This window comes from Verrucomicrobiia bacterium, from assembly GCA_036405135.1.
Lineage (GTDB): Bacteria > Verrucomicrobiota > Verrucomicrobiia > Limisphaerales > JAEYXS01 > JAEYXS01.
The window spans coordinates 1-15977 of the sequence record DASWYF010000021.1 but is presented as its reverse complement, the minus strand read 5'-3'; the positions used below and the strand labels follow the sequence as shown (position 1 = coordinate 15977).

At 55.5% G+C, this 15977-nt stretch carries 13 protein-coding genes; 5 read left to right on the top strand and 8 right to left on the bottom strand.

Features of this window, described 5'->3' with window-relative positions; genetic code table 11:
• Nucleotides 1–266 (top strand): hypothetical protein (locus VGH19_10515; GenBank protein HEY1171794.1); only part of this gene is annotated, 266 nt, incomplete at its 5' end.
• On the opposite strand, the gene VGH19_10510 is transcribed toward VGH19_10515, so the two are convergent.
• The 6 genes from VGH19_10510 to pyrE all read right to left on the bottom strand — a co-directional run bounded on the left by VGH19_10510 (nucleotide 267) and on the right by pyrE (nucleotide 6759).
• Nucleotides 267–2177 carry an ABC-F family ATP-binding cassette domain-containing protein gene (locus VGH19_10510; GenBank protein ID HEY1171793.1) on the bottom strand — a complete coding sequence of 637 codons (1911 nt, stop codon included), beginning with the start codon at nucleotides 2175–2177 and terminating at the stop codon, nucleotides 267–269.
• A gap of 93 nt (nucleotides 2178–2270) precedes the next feature.
• Nucleotides 2271–2996 (bottom strand): cyclic nucleotide-binding domain-containing protein, encoded by a 726-nt coding sequence (locus VGH19_10505; protein HEY1171792.1) that lies wholly within the window; start codon nucleotides 2994–2996, stop codon nucleotides 2271–2273.
• A 115-nt stretch (nucleotides 2997–3111) separates the two neighbouring features.
• Complete coding sequence (argS, locus tag VGH19_10500; protein ID HEY1171791.1) at nucleotides 3112–4878, bottom strand: arginine--tRNA ligase; 1767 nt, start codon at nucleotides 4876–4878, stop codon at nucleotides 3112–3114.
• 44 nt (nucleotides 4879–4922) lie between these two features.
• Nucleotides 4923–5390 carry a PTS sugar transporter subunit IIA gene (locus VGH19_10495; GenBank protein ID HEY1171790.1) on the bottom strand — a complete coding sequence of 156 codons (468 nt, stop codon included), beginning with the start codon at nucleotides 5388–5390 and terminating at the stop codon, nucleotides 4923–4925.
• Nucleotides 5391–5475: 85 nt separating this feature from the next.
• Nucleotides 5476–6129: a hypothetical protein gene (locus VGH19_10490; protein HEY1171789.1), complete on the bottom strand. Its 654-nt coding sequence runs from the start codon at nucleotides 6127–6129 to the stop codon at nucleotides 5476–5478.
• Between the two features lie 63 nt (nucleotides 6130–6192).
• Nucleotides 6193–6759 (bottom strand): orotate phosphoribosyltransferase, encoded by a 567-nt coding sequence (gene pyrE, locus VGH19_10485; protein ID HEY1171788.1) that lies wholly within the window; start codon nucleotides 6757–6759, stop codon nucleotides 6193–6195.
• 106 nt (nucleotides 6760–6865) lie between these two features.
• On the opposite strand from pyrE, the gene VGH19_10480 reads away from it, so the two are divergent.
• Nucleotides 6866–7780, top strand: a complete 915-nt coding sequence (locus VGH19_10480) for a redoxin domain-containing protein (GenBank protein HEY1171787.1) — start codon at nucleotides 6866–6868, stop codon at nucleotides 7778–7780.
• Between the two features lie 10 nt (nucleotides 7781–7790).
• On the opposite strand, the gene VGH19_10475 is transcribed toward VGH19_10480, so the two are convergent.
• Complete coding sequence (locus VGH19_10475; GenBank protein HEY1171786.1) at nucleotides 7791–8192, bottom strand: hypothetical protein; 402 nt, start codon at nucleotides 8190–8192, stop codon at nucleotides 7791–7793.
• A 307-nt stretch (nucleotides 8193–8499) separates the two neighbouring features.
• Here VGH19_10475 and VGH19_10470 point away from each other — a divergent pair, with 307 nt between their 5' ends.
• The 3 genes from VGH19_10470 to VGH19_10460 all read left to right on the top strand — a co-directional run bounded on the left by VGH19_10470 (nucleotide 8500) and on the right by VGH19_10460 (nucleotide 14606).
• Nucleotides 8500–10029 carry a UbiD family decarboxylase gene (locus VGH19_10470; GenBank protein ID HEY1171785.1) on the top strand — a complete coding sequence of 510 codons (1530 nt, stop codon included), beginning with the start codon at nucleotides 8500–8502 and terminating at the stop codon, nucleotides 10027–10029.
• A gap of 957 nt (nucleotides 10030–10986) precedes the next feature.
• Nucleotides 10987–13602, top strand: a complete 2616-nt coding sequence (locus VGH19_10465) for a HEAT repeat domain-containing protein (protein HEY1171784.1) — start codon at nucleotides 10987–10989, stop codon at nucleotides 13600–13602.
• A 368-nt stretch (nucleotides 13603–13970) separates the two neighbouring features.
• Nucleotides 13971–14606, top strand: a complete 636-nt coding sequence (locus VGH19_10460; GenBank protein ID HEY1171783.1) for a DUF1080 domain-containing protein — start codon at nucleotides 13971–13973, stop codon at nucleotides 14604–14606.
• Nucleotides 14607–14947: 341 nt separating this feature from the next.
• On the opposite strand, the gene VGH19_10455 is transcribed toward VGH19_10460, so the two are convergent.
• Nucleotides 14948–15556, bottom strand: a complete 609-nt coding sequence (locus tag VGH19_10455; protein ID HEY1171782.1) for a hypothetical protein — start codon at nucleotides 15554–15556, stop codon at nucleotides 14948–14950.
• Nucleotides 15557–15977: the final 421 nt, after the last annotated feature.

The window sequence follows — 15977 nt, the reverse complement described above, 5'->3', positions numbered from 1 at the left end:
CGCCACCGCTTCACGGGAACCTTCGCCAGCGTCATAAGCCACAAGTATCCGCTCCCGCAAATCCAACGAAATCGTCTTCACCTCTTCCTCTTACCTTCCACCCTCAGAAAAGGCTACAGTTTTATTTAAAACGCTCTAAAGGTTACGTTGAACCCACGCGCGGTATCACCGGCAAAGTCCTCATCTACCTGAGAGGCGACTTGGTATGCTACTGCTTCCTCGATCACAAAGGCATCGTGGAAGAAACCTTCATCGGTGGAAGTTAACTATCCCTTCAACGCTTCCAACTCTTCCCAGCGATTGAAAAGTTTGGCCAGCTTTGCCTTTTCCGCTTCCAGTTCCGCAGCCAGCACGTTCGCCTGCGCAGCATTCTTCTTGTAGAAGTCAGGATCAGCGAGCTTGGCTTCGGTCTTTGCGATGTTCTCTTCCACCGTGTGAATGGCGGCTTCCATCCCTTCCAATTCTTTCTGTTCTTTGAAAGACAGCTTCTTCGCCTTGGGAGCTGGCTGGGCTATTGAAGCCGATTGCTTGTTCGGCTTGGCACTGGCCGCTTTCGCTGCTGCCTTCTGCCATTCCAGCGCAGCTTTCTCCTCACGCTTACGCTTCTCCACGTAATAATCGTAATCACCCACGCTGTAGGTCACCTTGCCTTCACCCTCGAAAGCCAAGATGCCCGTGCACACGCGGTTCAGGAAATAGCGATCATGGCTTACCACCAGCACGACGCCGGGGAACACTACCAAAGCCTCTTCCAGCACACGCAAGGTCGGCAGGTCCAAGTCATTCGTCGGCTCGTCGAGGATCAGGAAATTGCCGCCGTTCTTAAGAATCCGCGCGAGCAACAAACGACTGCGCTCACCACCACTCAGATGCTTCACCTGTGTCACAATACGATCATCCGTGAACAGGAATCGCTTCAAATACGCGCGCAAGGACAGCTTGCCCTCGCCGAACTGCACGAACTCCGTGCCGTCGCTGATCTCATCCAGCACCGTCTTCTCTTCGTTTAATTGCAAGCGGCCTTGGTCCACGTAATTGAACCGCGTGAGCTGCCCGATCTGCACCTCGCCCTCAGTCGGTGCAAGTTGGCCGATGAGGATTTTCAGCAAGGTCGATTTGCCCAAGCCATTACGTCCCGTGATGCCCACACGCTGACCACCTGCGAAATCTAGATTGATATTCGAGAACAACTGGCGACCGCCCAAGCTCATGCCTACGTCCACCAGTTGCGCCGTGCGATTACCCAGTTGCGGCGGTGGCGGAATCACCAGATCCACATCCCCATCCGCTTCTACCACCTTCTTGCCCGCCTCTTCAAAGTAACGCTCCATGCGCACCTTGGATTTGCTCGTCTGCGCCTTCGGTCCGCGACGCACCCATTCCAGCTCGCGTTTGAGGAACATCTGGCGTTTGTGTTCCGTCACTTCTGCGGAAGCCTCACGCTCTGCTTTGCCGATGAGGTAGTCCGTGTAATTGCCGTCGTAAGCGTAGAACTGGCCATTCGCGAGCTCCACGATCGTGTTCGTAATGCTATCGAGGAAGTAGCGATCATGCGTTACCAGCAGGAACGCGCCTTGATAACCTTTTAGAAATTCGCCCAACCACTCGATGGATTCCGTATCCAAATGGTTCGTCGGCTCGTCCAAGATTAGCAAGTCGGGCTGCGCGATGAGCGCGCGCGCCAAAGCCACGCGCCGTTTCTCACCACCGGAAAGTGTTTTGATATCACGATCACCCGCAGGGCAATTCAGCTTCGCCATCGCCGTCTCGATATGGTTATCGAGATTCCAGCCGTCCATGCGCTGAATGTGTTCCTCGATCTCCTCATGGCGATTGGAATGACCCGGCAATGATTCGAACTCCGCGATCAGGTCCAGCACACGCTTGGCACCGGCACGGACGTTCTCCAGCACGTTTAGATTCTCATCCAGCGTGAACGTCTGCGGCAGGTAGCCGACGATCAAATCCTTCTTTTGCGTCACCTCGCCGCCATCGGGAACGAGTTCTTTGGCGATGATCTTGAGGAAGGTGGATTTGCCCGAGCCATTACGCCCCACGAGGCCGATGCGATCGCCATCGTGAATGCTCAGCGAGGCGTGATCGAGCACGTAACGGTCGTTATGACGCACGACCAGTTCCGTCGCGCACAAAATAGTTGGTCCAGACTTGTCCGACATGAGCCGGGAACCATACAGGGCGAAGGTTCACAGGACAACAGTTGTTCCGAAACATTTGGAGCAACCTGCGGAAGTTCCGCAGTCGCCTAAAACTTACTTATTTGCTGAAGCGCGCGCGAAATTGATCGTGTCGCGATAGCGTTTGTTGTCCGCACGCATGCGGGCGGTCAAGGTGCGGCAAATGCCGAGAAGGAATGGCGTTGCCAGATCAGGGGCATCTGCAATCAGTTTGACGAAGGCGGAGTGGGAAATCTTGAGAAGTGTGCTTTCGTTGTTCGCTACGACATCCGCCGAACGCGGCCCTTGATCGAACAACGTCATCTCACCGAAAAATTCACCTGCGGAAAGGGTTGTCAGAGTCGTCTCCTTTTGGGCGATCATCAGGCGCACGCGGACTTCGCCTTCCAAGATGAGGAACATGGCGTCACCGTGCTCGCCTTGCTTCACCACATCGTTGAACTGGCGCACCTGCTTCACCTCCATGAACTGCACGAAGCGCCCAAGCTGCTGGTCGTTCATTTCCGCCAAGATTTTCACCCGGCGCAACATGCCCGGTCGGATGCCTTGAACGAGAGGAGTGGGACCATCCGCAGAGACCGCCCTGGCTGTTCCAACTGCACGCCCCCGGAAAAACATCCCCAAATCAGGCACATTGGAAGCCTTGCTCCACGTATCCGTCTGCTCGGAATAAACCCACGTATTTGCCTCCACACGTTCGTCGCGGATCCACTCGACAAGAGTGGGCAATTCTACGGGTCCATAGACAACGTCATCAGCGGCCCAAATCTTAAAGCCTACGCCTGTTTCCGGGGAGTTCACAGTTCCTTTTTAGTCAGGCGACTACCCGGCGGGAAGCAAAAAAGCTAATTCTCAAACAGAAAAAACTTCTAAAGTAGCACAAACGAGACCAAGAGCAATTTTTGCGAACCGAAAATTACATCTTCTCGGTCGTCTCGATACCCAACACTTCCAATCCTTGCTTCAAAACCTTGGCTGTGACCTCACAGAGGAGCAAACGGCTGCTGCGTTCGGGCTCTTCAGCTTTCAGAACAGGACAGCTTTCGAAGAATTTCGCGTAAAGCCCGGCCAGATCGTAGAGGTAATTGCAGAGATAATTCGGCCGGCATTCTTCCACCATGCCTTCCAAGACAAAGCCGAAATTCAAAAGCTGCTTGGCCAAAGCGAGTTCATCCGCTGCTTTCAGCTCAATGGAAGCTCCCGGAGCAACCGCAATCCCCTGCTCCGCTGCCTTGCGGAAAATAGAGCGGATACGCGTATAAGCATAGAGCAGATACGGTGCGGTGTTACCTGTCAGCGCCAGCATCTTGTCCCAGCTAAACACGTAATCGCTCTGACGGTTCGGCAACAGATCCTGATATTTCACGGAGGCGATGCCGATGATACGGGCTATCTCTTTGCGCTCGGCTTCGCTCAGATCGGGACTCTTCTCCGAGACCGTTTTGAACGCACGTTCTTCCGCTTCATCCAGCAAGTCGGCCAGCTTCACCGTATCGCCGGAGCGAGTTTTGAAGGGCTTGCCGTCATCTCCCAAAATCGCGCCGAACCAAACGTGCTCCAACTGCGTCTTCACTTCCGGACGCCAGCGGCGGAACACCGTGAACACTTGCTTGAAGTGCAACTGCTGACGGCCATCCGTCACGTAAACGATTTCCTCAGGCGACCACGTTTCCAGACGATACTCCAATGTGGCCAAGTCCGTCGTGGCATAATTCGCCGCGCCATCGCTCTTCTGGATCAGGCAGGGATTCGGATGCCACTCGCCATCGCGCTGGATAAGGAACACATCTTCCTTCGGAGGCACGGAACCATCCGAGAAGACACACATCGCTCCATCACTCTCGCGAGCGATGCCCTTGGACTTCAACTCCTCAACCACACTCTTAAGGCGTGGATTGTAAAAACTCTCGCCCAACGTGTGATCGAACTTGATGCCCAAGCGACCGTAGATCGTATCGAACTGATTCTGAGAAAGCGCGATCATCTCGCGCCAGATGGCGAGGTTCTCAGCATCACCCGCTTGCAGTTTCACCAGTTCTTGCTTGGCTGCTTCCAGTTTCGCCTCATCTGCTTTGCAATCAGCGCTGAGCTGCTTGTAGATGCGTTCCAGTTCAGCGATCGGATCTTTCTCCAACGCCGCCTTGTCCAAGAGCGTCTTCCACCCCAGCAACAACATGCCGAACTGCGTGCCCCAATCGCCGATGTGATTATCCGTCACCACCTTGTGGCCTAACAAACGGAATGCCCGCGCAAGGCTGTCGCCCAAGATCGTCGAGCGGATGTGCCCCACGTGCATCGGCTTCGCCACGTTCGGTGAACTGAAATCGATCACCACCGTCTTCGGCTTCTCCGCCTTCGCGAAGAACAGATGCCCGCCCTTCACAGCACCCATCAAAGACTGCTGAAGCACTTCCGGCTTGAGGTAAAAATTGATGAAGCCCGCTCCCGCGATTTCCGTCTTGGCGCAAAGGTCGCTGACTTGCAGCTTCGCTTGAACATCCGTAGCGAGCTGGCGGGGATTCGCTTTACGCGCCTTGGCGAGAGCCATCAGCGCGCTGGTCTGGTAATCACCAAACTTCGCATCCTGACAGGGCCGCACGAGGACATTGGTGACATCGGCATCCGGCAGCACCGCCAGGACGGCGGCTTGCAGGCGTTGTTCGAGAGCTTTGCTGGGTAACACTTGGAATAAACCGGCGGCTTATGGTTTGCCGCTGGAGCTAAAGATCACTTCTTGGCGATGTGACTGCCGATGATCTGCATCATGGCCTCGGAATCGGACGCTTCTTCGAGGGCCTGGCGAAATTCCTTGTTATGAAGCAGCTTGGCGATGTTCGCCAGCGTATGCAGGTGTTTCTGGAACTGGCCTTGCGGCACAAGGAACAGCATCACCAGATTGACCGGCTGGTTGTCCAGTGCGTCGAAGTTCACGCCTTTCTTCGACCGCCCGAACGCTCCGACCACCTCATAGATAAGATCCGTGGAACCATGCGGGATACCGACACCAAAACCGATGCCGGTACTCATCGAGGTCTCACGTTTCTTCACCACTCCGGCGATCGCTTCACGATCCTCTGCGCGCACTTTGCCCGTCTTGACGAGATGATTGATGAGTTCATCAATCGCCTCCCAACGGTTCGTGGCCGCGAGATCCGGAATGATCTGCTCTTTCTGTAGAATGTCAGCGAGCGTCATATCACCTTAACGAAGGTTGTTGAATCTCGCCCAAGTGCGCACCTCTTTTCAAGACTGAATTCACCCACTTCTTTTTCTCCGTAATTCATATTAAGCGCGAAATCTTGACAAACACATCTCCGGTCAGCCTCAAACACCAGCCAATCATCTCCCCAAACGCAACTTTTCCCGTTAGCGGCGGGAGAGAAAACAGCGGCAACAGCACGTTCCCCAAGTATATTATCACTATGGAAAAAAGATACCCGTGCTCCGTGATATCTGATTGTTCTGTTTGTAATACATGGATCGTCAACGTCACGTGAAACGCATATGCGATGCCCAGCAACAGGTGAAACACCACCCAATACTTCGACCAGCCCCAGATCAAATGCCCCGCCCCGAACACGATCAGCAGCAGGAACGCGTAGAACGGGAAGAAATACGGCGCGAGTGAGATGATGAAGTTGCTTTTCGTGACGATCACGTGGCCGCCCTTCGAGGTCACCTTCATCTTCTTCACCCGCCCGCCGAATATCCACGTCCAGATGGCGTGCGTCATCTCGTGTCCCACCACATACAGCCACATAGGCCGCGGCAGCAGCAGGAAGATGACGATCCAGCACAACACCCCGGCGAAGAAAGCCACCCAGAAGTTGCTGGAAGCCCCCGTCGCCTGGATCACCCTCCACAACGCCTGCGTCGTCCCGATGCAAAACGGGATCAACAACAGCGCGATGAGGAACTTGATCCACTTGGGCATAACAAGGTTCGTGCTCGTCGTCGTCCTCGTTCTCGTCCTCGAACACGACTTGCCGTGTCAGCCTTACTTGCTCCCCGGCTTCACCGCCGTCGAGTTCTTCAAGTCCGCCGGCAGATTGTTCGGGTCGAACGTCTCCACGTTTAGGCGGATGAGGCAATGGAACGGCACCCCGAAATTCACCGTGCCGTTCGAGCGATCCACCATCACGCCCACGCCCAGCAGGTTCGCCTGATGCTCCTTCACGATATCGATCGTCTCCTGCACGCGACCGCCCTTTGTCACCACGTCCTCGATCACCAGCACCTTCTCGCCCGGCGCGATCTTGAAGCCGCGGCGCAACACCAGCTTGCCCTCTTCCTTCTCCACAAAGATGAACCGGATGCCCAGTTGCCGCGCCACTTCCTGGCCGATGACCAATCCGCCCATCGCGGGCGAAACCACCGTCACCGCGCCATACCCACGCACTTGGTCCGCGATGGCCTTGCCGAACTTCTCCACGATCGGCATATCCTGGCACGCCTGCGCGCATTGGAAAAACTGGCGGCTGTGTAATCCGCTCCGCAAAACAAAATGTCCCTCCAGCAACGCACCCGTCTGCCGGAACAACTTCAACGCTTCTTCGTTCGTCATGCGGACGATGAAAAACAACGCCGCCCTTCGTGACAACTAAATAGCTGGGTAAATTGTGTCTTGTCTTTTTTTGGAATGAAACGATGGTTTCCACCGTCTCATTACTATGAATCGTCTTGTTTTGTGCATTTTGCTCGCATTCGCCCTCGTTTCTCCGCTCTCGGCGGCAAAAATCGGGGACAAGGCTGCTCCTCTAGTCATTCAAGACTGGGTGAAAGGCTCCGCTGTGAATGTCCTCGACGGCAAAAACATCTACGTCGTCGAGTTCTGGGCCACCTGGTGTGGGCCTTGCCGCACGAGCATTCCCCACCTCACCGACCTGCAAAAGAAGTTTAAAGGCAAGAACGTCGTCTTCATCGGCATCAGTGATGAGGAGAAATCCGATGTCGCCCCCTTCGTCAAAGAGATGGGCACCAAGATGGATTACATCGTGGCCTGCGATAAAAATCGTCAAACCAGCGAAGGTTATATGAAAGCCTTCGGCCAGCAGGGCATCCCCACCGCCTTCATCGTCGGCAAGGACGGTAAAGTCCTCTGGGTCGGCCATCCTATGGATTCCCTCGAGGAAACGCTGACTGAAGTCGTCTCCGGCAAATTCGATCTGCAGACCGCCATCAAACGTGACGAAACCCGCGTTCTGACCGCTGAGTTCCAGCAACTCGTTGCCAAAGGTGATGCGAAGGCCAAGGCTCTTGGTGAAAAATTGATCGTCGCCTATGCCGATAACCCCAAAGCACTCATCGCTCTCGCCTTTGAATCCGTTGCCGATCCCAAAGTGCCGAACCGCGACTTCACCTTCGCCGAATCCGCACTGGACGCCGCCGAGAAAGCACCCGGCAGCGAACTTCACCTCATCAAAGCCGTCCGTGCCGTAGTGCGCTTCGAATCTGGCAAGACCGAGGAAGGTTTGAAACTGATCGATGAAGCCATCGAAGGCACCCAACACGCGGCCGACAAAGCGCAATACAACAGCTTCAAACGCGTCATGAAAGCCCGCGTGGAAGAGGTTCAGAAAAAGTAGCCTATCCTGATCACGGCTTCGGGTCATCACGTATGACCACGTAGTAAAAGCCCACTTGCTCATCTTCCCTCCGTTCCAGCGTCAACACACCGCTGTTCGTTCCCACCTCGTAACCCCATTGGGTAGATCCTGGTGAATTCGTCCCGCCTTTTTTCGCATCGCTCGACGAGTAATGCATGCTGAGATTCGTGTGCGCCCCGTATCTCTTCGTCAGATAATCGTGACCAGCCTCCGCTATCTTCACCTGCTTGCCCGCGAAAGAGGCCGCAAACATCACTCCGCCAATAAAAACCAGTGCGAACACGATCGCACCCACCATAATCACGCGGTGATACTTCTCCCATAGTCGACGCGTCTCCTCCGGGCTGCGCAAAACGCGCCACACATATGCACCGCCTCGGATAACTACCACCACGATTGTACTCAGGATAAATACGAATATAAGGAGGAATAAAATGAGTTGCTCCATAGCATCTCAGGCCATCGTATTCGCCACCATTCCTTTCGCAAGACCAGACACTCCCTTCCACCGCAAAGCAAACACCCTCGCCTGCCATCCCTGTAGTGGGACAGGCGCCATCGCCTGTCCAGTCTCCCTGCTTTTCCGTAGTGGGGCAGGTGCCTTCACCTGCCACCAGTCGAACAGGCGCCCCCGCCTGTTCTCCCCTCCCTATCCAGCCTTCCCCCTCCCCCATGCTGTCTGTTAATCTCTCCCCAACATGGCTTACGAATCGTTTCGCGACTGGGTAAACGCACTGGACCGCGCGGGTGATCTCATCCGCATCAAAGAACCCGTCGCCACTGAACTCGAGATCACCGAGATCGCCGACCGCGAGATGAAGAAACCCGGCGGCGGCAAAGCGCTTTTGTTTGAAAAGCCCACCGTGAACGGCGTCGTCAGCCCCTTCCCGGTCGCTATCAACACGCTCGGCTCGCACAAACGCATGGCCATGAGCATGAACGCCAACAGCGTCGATGATGTCGCCAACGAACTCGGCGCGCTCATGAAAGCCAAGCCTCCCACCAGCATGCGCGAGGCCATGAAACTCCTCTCCCTCGCCATCGACCTCCGCCACGCCAAGCCCAAGACCGTCAGCACCGGCCCCTGCAAAGATGTCATCCACAAATTCGAATCGCCGGCTACGCACACAAGCGAATGGCCAAAGGCTCCCGACGTCACCAAACCCGAAACCAGCAACCCGAAACCCGAAACCCTCCTCAACCTCCCCATCCTGAAATGCTGGCCCTTGGATGGCGGACGTTTCCTGACCCTGCCCTGCGTCGTCACTCGCGATCCCGATACCGGCGAGCGCAATCTCGGCATGTATCGCATCCAGATCTACGACGACAAAACCACCGGCATGCACTGGCAGCTTCAGAAAGTCGCCGCCCGCCATGGCCGACGTTACTACGAGACCGGCACCCGAATGCCCGTCAGCATCTTCCTCGGTGGCGATCCCATGTTCCCCTTTGCCGCCACCGCACCCTTGCCCGATGGCCTCGATGAATTTCTCCTCGCCGGTTACCTCCGCAAAAAATCCGTCGAGCTGGTGAAGTGCGAGACCAACGACCTCGAAGTTCCCGCAAACGCCGACTTCGTTATCGAAGGCTACATCGATCCCCAAGAACCCCTCCGCATGGAAGGCCCCTTCGGCGATCACACCGGCTACTACACGCTGCCCGAGCCCTACCCCGTCTTCCACATCACCGCCATCACGCACCGGAAAGACGCCGTCTATCCCGCCACCATCGTCGGCATCCCGCCCATGGAAGACTTCTACATGGGCGGCGCGTCCGTGAAATTGTTCCTCCCTATCTTCAAGATGAACTTCCCCGAGATCGTGGACATCGCGCTCCCGGCCGAAGGCGTCTTCCACAACCTCGTCGTCGTCAGCATCAAGAAGACCTACCCGCTCCAAGCCTTCAAGATCATGCACGGCCTCTGGGGCATGGGACAGATGATGTTCACCAAATACATCATCGTTGTGGACGCCGATGTGAACGTCCACAACACCAGCGAGGTCCTCTTCCACCTCTGCGCGAACACCGATCCCCAGCGCGACAGCATCTTTACTAAAGGCCCCTCCGACGTCCTCGACCACGCCACCAGCGAGATCGCCATGGGTACCAAACAAGGCATCGATGCGACAAAGAAAATCCCCGGCGAAGGCTTCAAACGCCCCTGGCCCCCTTTGTTGAAAATGAGCAACGACGTAAAATCCAAAATCGATTCGCGCTTCAATAAATAGTTGCGAAAACCAGCCCGCCATGTCGCGCCTATGCGATAGCGTAGGCGAATCGGCGGCAGCCGCTGACCAATCCCTTTCCCCGGTGGGGCAAAGCTGCCGCTTTGCCCTTGCATCTGCCCTCACCGCAGAGCCGCAAATAATACGGCACCTCGAACACGTTCTACGCATCCCATTTCCCTCTCCTCTCAACGAGGAGATGGCCGGGGTGAGGAGTGAGAATTTATAACGGTCACCAACACTTCCGCGTCTCCCAAGAACCCTCGGCACAAACCCCCTCCCCCCAAACCGACACGCCAACCCCTCACTCTCTTTTTCAAAATGGAATTTCTCCGGACGAGTGTCCGCTGCTACCGAAACTGACTTTGCTGCCTCCTTGGCCATGCACTACAAATAATCCGCCCAAGGCCCAATTCCGTCAAAGAATTTTCACTCCTACGATACGATTTCCCCCAAGTCCCTCACCCCGTCCAACTTCCAAAACCCAAAATCTACGTAACTTGAATTTCAGGAACTCCTTTTTCGCTAAACCCCTCATTTTTCTCTCCACGGCTATCGGCGATTTTCCATAGCTTATTCTCCCCGCAATCTCAAACACATCAACCATCACGTCCATTCCGTCCCTCATGTCCCTAAATCCAAACCTCGTCACTTATATACAAGTGCCGAGGTATTCTACCATTTTTCCAAACGCACTGCCCTCAACTCCTCACCTTTGAAATCTCAAATCTGAAATCCACCTCTTTGGACCGCGCCTGTGTTCTGCCCAAGCAGAACCAGTCACAGCACTTCTCTCTCCGACATACACACCCAATTTTATATTCCCTCCATAATCGATACCCTATGCGACAGCTCCCGAAACTCCCTGCTTGCGCCTCTTGAATCAGTACGCTTACGTATTTTCATCGTTCCTGTGACTTTGCCACCATTGGCACCGTCCAATATACGAATACGTCGCTCATGCACATCGTAAAAAACTTGCCGAAATGGGCCGCCCTCCTTGGCGTTCTCACCGCTGCCACTTTGCTTGCCGCCAACACCGCCATCGCTCAGCAAGGGGACAAAGCAGGTGAAGTCCAAAAACTTCTCGTGCCCAAGGAACTCATTCCGCCCGCTCCCGTCCTCACCCCCGAGCAGGCCTTGAAATCCTTTAAGCTCGATCCCGGCTTCCGCATCGAGATCGTCGCCGCCGAACCGCTCGTCCACGATCCCGTCGCCATGTCCTTCGATGCCCAAGGCCGCATCTGGGTCGTAGAGATGCGTGGCTACATGCCGACCATCTCGGGCGCTGGTGAGACTGAAAAAGTCGGCAGCATCGCCATCCTCGAAGACACCGATGGCGATGGTAAAATGGACAAACGCACCGAATTCCTCAGCGGCCTCGTCATGCCCCGCGCTATTTGTCTCGTTGCCGATGGCGCCCTCGTCTCCGAACCGCCCAATCTCTATTTCTGGAAAGATACCAATGGCGATGGCAAAGCCGATGAGAAAACCCTCGTCGCCAACGATTACGCCAAGCAATCCGACTACGCCACTCTCGGTGCCAAAGCGAACCCCGAACACGCTTCCAACGGCCTCATGTGGGCGCTCGATAACTGGATCTACAGCGCCGATCACACCGTCCGTTTCCGTTTCGTGGAAGGCGAGTTCAAGCGCGAAGCCACCAGCTTCCGCGGCCAATGGGGCATCTCGCAAGACGACTTCGGCCGCCTCGTTTATAATTCGAACAGCGATCAGCTCCGCATGGACTTGGTCCCTTCACAATACCTCGCCCGCAATCCCTTCTACCGCGAAGCCGTCGGTTTGAACGTCGATCCCGTGAAGGATCAGAAGACCTATCCCGCCCGCGTGAATCCCGGCATCAATCGCGGCTACCAGCCCGCGATGCTCAAGGACGGCAAGCTCGCCAAGTTCACCGCCGCCTGTGGCCCCGTCATCTATCGTGGCGATAACTTCCCGAAAGAATTCTACGGCAACGCTTTCGTATGTGAACCATCCGCGAACCTCATCAAGCGCAACATCCTGACCGAGAAAGACGGAATCGTTTCGGGTAAGCATGCTTACAGCGATCGCGAGTTCCTCGCCTCCACCGATGAACGTTTCCGCCCTGTGAACGCCTACAACGGCCCGGATGGCGCTCTCTACATCGTCGATCTCTATCGCGGCCTCATCCAGCACCGTATCTTCCTCACCAGCTACCTGCGCGGCCAGACGGAAGATCGCAAGCTGCAAGAACCCATCGGCCTCGGCCGCATCTATCGCGTCGTGAGTGATAAGAAACCGCTCACCAAACCCGCTCCTCTTGCCAAGGCTACCCCTTCACAACTCGTCGCTGCTCTCTCGGATGCCAATGGTGCATATCGCGATATCGCCCAGCGCCTGCTTGTTGAGAAGCCTGAAGGCACCGCCACGCCTGAACTCAAGAAACTCGCTCTCGAAGGCAAGAACCCCTTAGGCCGCCTGCATGCCTTGTGGACCTTGGATGGCCGTCAACAGCTTGACTTGGGCACCGTCGAAAAAGTCCTCAAGAATGAAAAGAATCCGAAAGTGCTCGCCGCTGCCATCCGCCTCTCTGAGCAATTCTTCCCCACGGAAGACGCCATCACGCTGGTCCCTATGCTCACCAAGCTCACCAGCAACAAGGAAGGCGATGTCCAGATCCAGCTCGCTCTCACCCTCGGCCAGTTGAAGGATGAAGAAGCCGCCAAGGCTCTTGCCTCCCTCGCCAATACCGCATCGACCAATCCTTACGTGCGCGATGGCATCGTCTCCGGCCTCGCTCTGCGTGAAGATAAATTCCTCGCCCAATTGCTTGCCGATTCCGTCTGGAAGGAAAAATCCACGAACCGCAATGACATGATCAAAGCCCTCGCCCGTGCCGTGTTCAGCCATGGCAAAGGCGATCGCGTCGGTGCCGTCCTCAATCTGGCCGTCGCCTCCAAAGAAGGCTGGCAGCAACAGGCGCTCATCGATGGCCTTCTCGCCGCCGCTCCACCTGCGCCCAAAGGCAGCACGAACGCCGTTCCCACCAAGCGCGTGAAGTTCACCGCTGAACCTGCGGCTTTGAAAACGCTTGCTGCTTCCAGCAACAAGACCATCAAGGACCGCGCCACCAAGCTGGACAACTACATCATCTGGCCTGGCAAACCCGGCGTGCCGCCCGAGCCTCCTGTGAAGCCGCTCACCACTGCGGAGTTGGAACGCTTCGAACTCGGCAAACAACTCTTCGAAGCTGCCTGCGCCGCCTGCCATCAATCCCACGGCTACGGCATGGAAGGCCTTGCTCCGCCGCTTGTAGATTCCGAATGGGTCGCCGGTCCGCCGAGCCGCATCACCCGCATCATCCTGCACGGTCTCCGTGGTCCCATCACTGTGAAAGGCCGTAAATACGATATGGACATGCCCTCCCTCGGCTCCTTCGAGGACGAGCAGATCGCCGCCATCATGACCTACATCCGCCGCGAATGGGAACACACGTACTCGCCCGTCGATGCCAAATTCGTCTCCGACGTCCGCAAAGAAACCGGCAAACGCGAAGAATCCTGGACCGAAGCCGAACTGAAAAAGATCAAGTAAGCCAGCGCAACAGGTAGGGTCCGGTGTCCTCACCGGACCGCCGCCGAAGCAACAGCATATTCAAGTTCACAACAGAACCAAATCACGACTACATCTCCCACCACCCTCGCCCGAACTCGCGAAAGCTTTCGGAGCTGATTATTACCCACTAATCACGCAAGCCAAGCAGCCATCAAACAGGCAAACTGAACGGCAAATGTTCTCCCTCTCCTCTAACGAGGATAGGGCTGGGGTGAGGAGTGAGCGTGCCTACGGTTTCTCGAATTGGTGGCAATGTCGGAATCGCCCTCTTCATTCTCACTTCTTAATTCATCATTGCCTCCCATCCCCATTTCCCCATCATCCGCCCGTTACCGAATTCAACACTTATGAAATTGCACGCCCTCATCGCAGCCCTCTTGCTGCCGCTGACCCTCATCGCCGCCGAGAAGCCGGATAAAGACGGCTTCATCAGCCTTTTCGACGGCAAGACCTTGAACGGCTGGAAACTCGGCGGTGACGCTGATTCCTTCAAAGTGGAAGACGGTGCCATCGTCGCCAACGGCAAACCCATCGGTCACCTCTTCTACGATGGTGATGTGAACGGCCACGACTTCAAAAATTTCGAACTCAAGGTCGATGTGAAGACCACTGCCGGCAGCAATGGTGGCGTTTATTTCCACACCAAGTTCCAGGAAAAAGGATGGCCTGACTTCGGTTTCGAATGCCAGGTGAACGCCACCCACACCGACACCAAAAAAGGCGGCGGCCTCTACAGCGTGGTAGACACCAAAGAAGCTCCTGTGGGCGATGGCAAATGGTGGACCTACCACATCATCGTGAAAGACAACAAAGTCACCCTGAAAGTCGATGACAAGACCACCGTGGAATGGACCCAGCCTGAAGGCTACGTGCATCCAAATTTCAAGAACCGCAAACTCGGCAGCGGCACCTTCGCCTTCCAGGCCCACGACGCCAAAAGCGTCGTCTACTTCAAGAACGTGAAAGTGAAGCCCTTGCCCTGATGTGCTGCCGGCATCTTGCCGGCAGTCGAGGCACTTGCACCGCCTCAGGGTGTTCCAAACCACAGCCAGCAAGCATAGTCCGCCAGGATATCAAATACTTAAACCAAAGGCGCTGCCCCAAAAGCAGCGCCTTTTTCATTGGAGCGAAAACCTTCATGAAACACGCTCGCACGCTCTCCAACTCAACCAGGTTGACCATTACTCACAACTCGCCACGCAAGCCATGCCGCCGTCAAACAGCGAATTGAGCGGCAAATGTTCCTCCTTCTCCTTGGGGAGAAGGCCGGGATGAGGGGTAAGGAACCTCACCTAAGCAAAGTCCACATCTCATTCGCTCTGCATCACGGCTGCAACCGCATATCATCCCCTTTCCTCCCGCCGCTCTTAAACATCAGCCATAACGTAAACGCACCCCACCCTACTCCGATCACCGAAACCAAGATCGCCACCACCTTCACCACCTGCGCGATCTCCTGCTCATACTGCAGAATATCCCAGTGATTCAGCAGCCAGTTCCAATCATGAATCGTTTCCCCATCTCCACCGAAAGGACTTACCAATTCCAGCTCCAGCTTCCGCGCATCCGCGATATACCGCGCCACCCCATGCAGATTCGACGCCAGCCACACCAGTGAAAAACTCCACGCAAAATAATCCCGCTGCCGTTTGAACATCCAGATCGAGATCACCGGTACCAGACACTGCACCAATGACCCGCCAAGAATCCCGATCAACTGGCCCATCGGACTGCAGATCAAATGTCCAAACTCATGAATCCCCAGATTGATTCCACCTAAAAGCCCCCAATACTCCCGATCCTTCGCATGCTGAAACGCGATATACACCAGCACCAACCAAAACAACAACCGCCCCGGCCACGCCCGTTCAGCCGAGGATTCCCGGATATCCTCCCACAACTCCTGCAACCATTCCTTAAAACTGAAACTCATGCCTGAACCTTAGTCATTGTTCATTCCTTCGTCAGAGAAAAATTCTGCCTCAATTTTCACGCATCCACCAGTCACTAGTTAACGCTTTTCAGCAACGCGACAAACGTTCTCCCTGCCTTCAACGGCCGATCATTAACCACAACTCACCTCACACGTCAGGCAGTCGTCAAACTGGCAAACTGTGGGGCAAATATTACTCCCTCTCCCCTAGGGCTGAGCATTACCCACAAGTGGTTATACAAGGAAGACAGCATCCAAAACAGCCTGAAGCCCCTTATCAGGGTGGGGCAAAGCTGCCGCTTTGCCCTGACTTTGGCCTTCACCGCCGGCCTCTCAAATGAAACCGCCCCCCGAAAAACACAGCTCTCCCTGTCCTCAGTCTTGTTCATTCACCCTTTATAGACTTGTGGGTAATGCTCAG

What these genes read in the sequence shown, in the direction of transcription:
- VGH19_10510 (HEY1171793.1), bottom strand. Translation starts at nt 2,177, where the DNA reads ATGTCGGACAAGTCTGGACCAACTATTTTGTGCGCGACGGAACTGGTC.
- VGH19_10495 (HEY1171790.1), bottom strand. Translation starts at nt 5,390, where the DNA reads ATGACGCTCGCTGACATTCTACAGAAAGAGCAGATCATTCCGGATCTC.
- VGH19_10490 (HEY1171789.1), bottom strand. Translation starts at nt 6,129, where the DNA reads ATGCCCAAGTGGATCAAGTTCCTCATCGCGCTGTTGTTGATCCCGTTT.
- pyrE (HEY1171788.1), bottom strand. Translation starts at nt 6,759, where the DNA reads ATGACGAACGAAGAAGCGTTGAAGTTGTTCCGGCAGACGGGTGCGTTG.
- VGH19_10480 (HEY1171787.1), top strand. Translation starts at nt 6,866, where the DNA reads ATGAATCGTCTTGTTTTGTGCATTTTGCTCGCATTCGCCCTCGTTTCT.
- VGH19_10470 (HEY1171785.1), top strand. Translation starts at nt 8,500, where the DNA reads ATGGCTTACGAATCGTTTCGCGACTGGGTAAACGCACTGGACCGCGCG.
- VGH19_10465 (HEY1171784.1), top strand. Translation starts at nt 10,987, where the DNA reads ATGCACATCGTAAAAAACTTGCCGAAATGGGCCGCCCTCCTTGGCGTT.
- VGH19_10460 (HEY1171783.1), top strand. Translation starts at nt 13,971, where the DNA reads ATGAAATTGCACGCCCTCATCGCAGCCCTCTTGCTGCCGCTGACCCTC.
- VGH19_10455 (HEY1171782.1), bottom strand. Translation starts at nt 15,556, where the DNA reads ATGAGTTTCAGTTTTAAGGAATGGTTGCAGGAGTTGTGGGAGGATATC.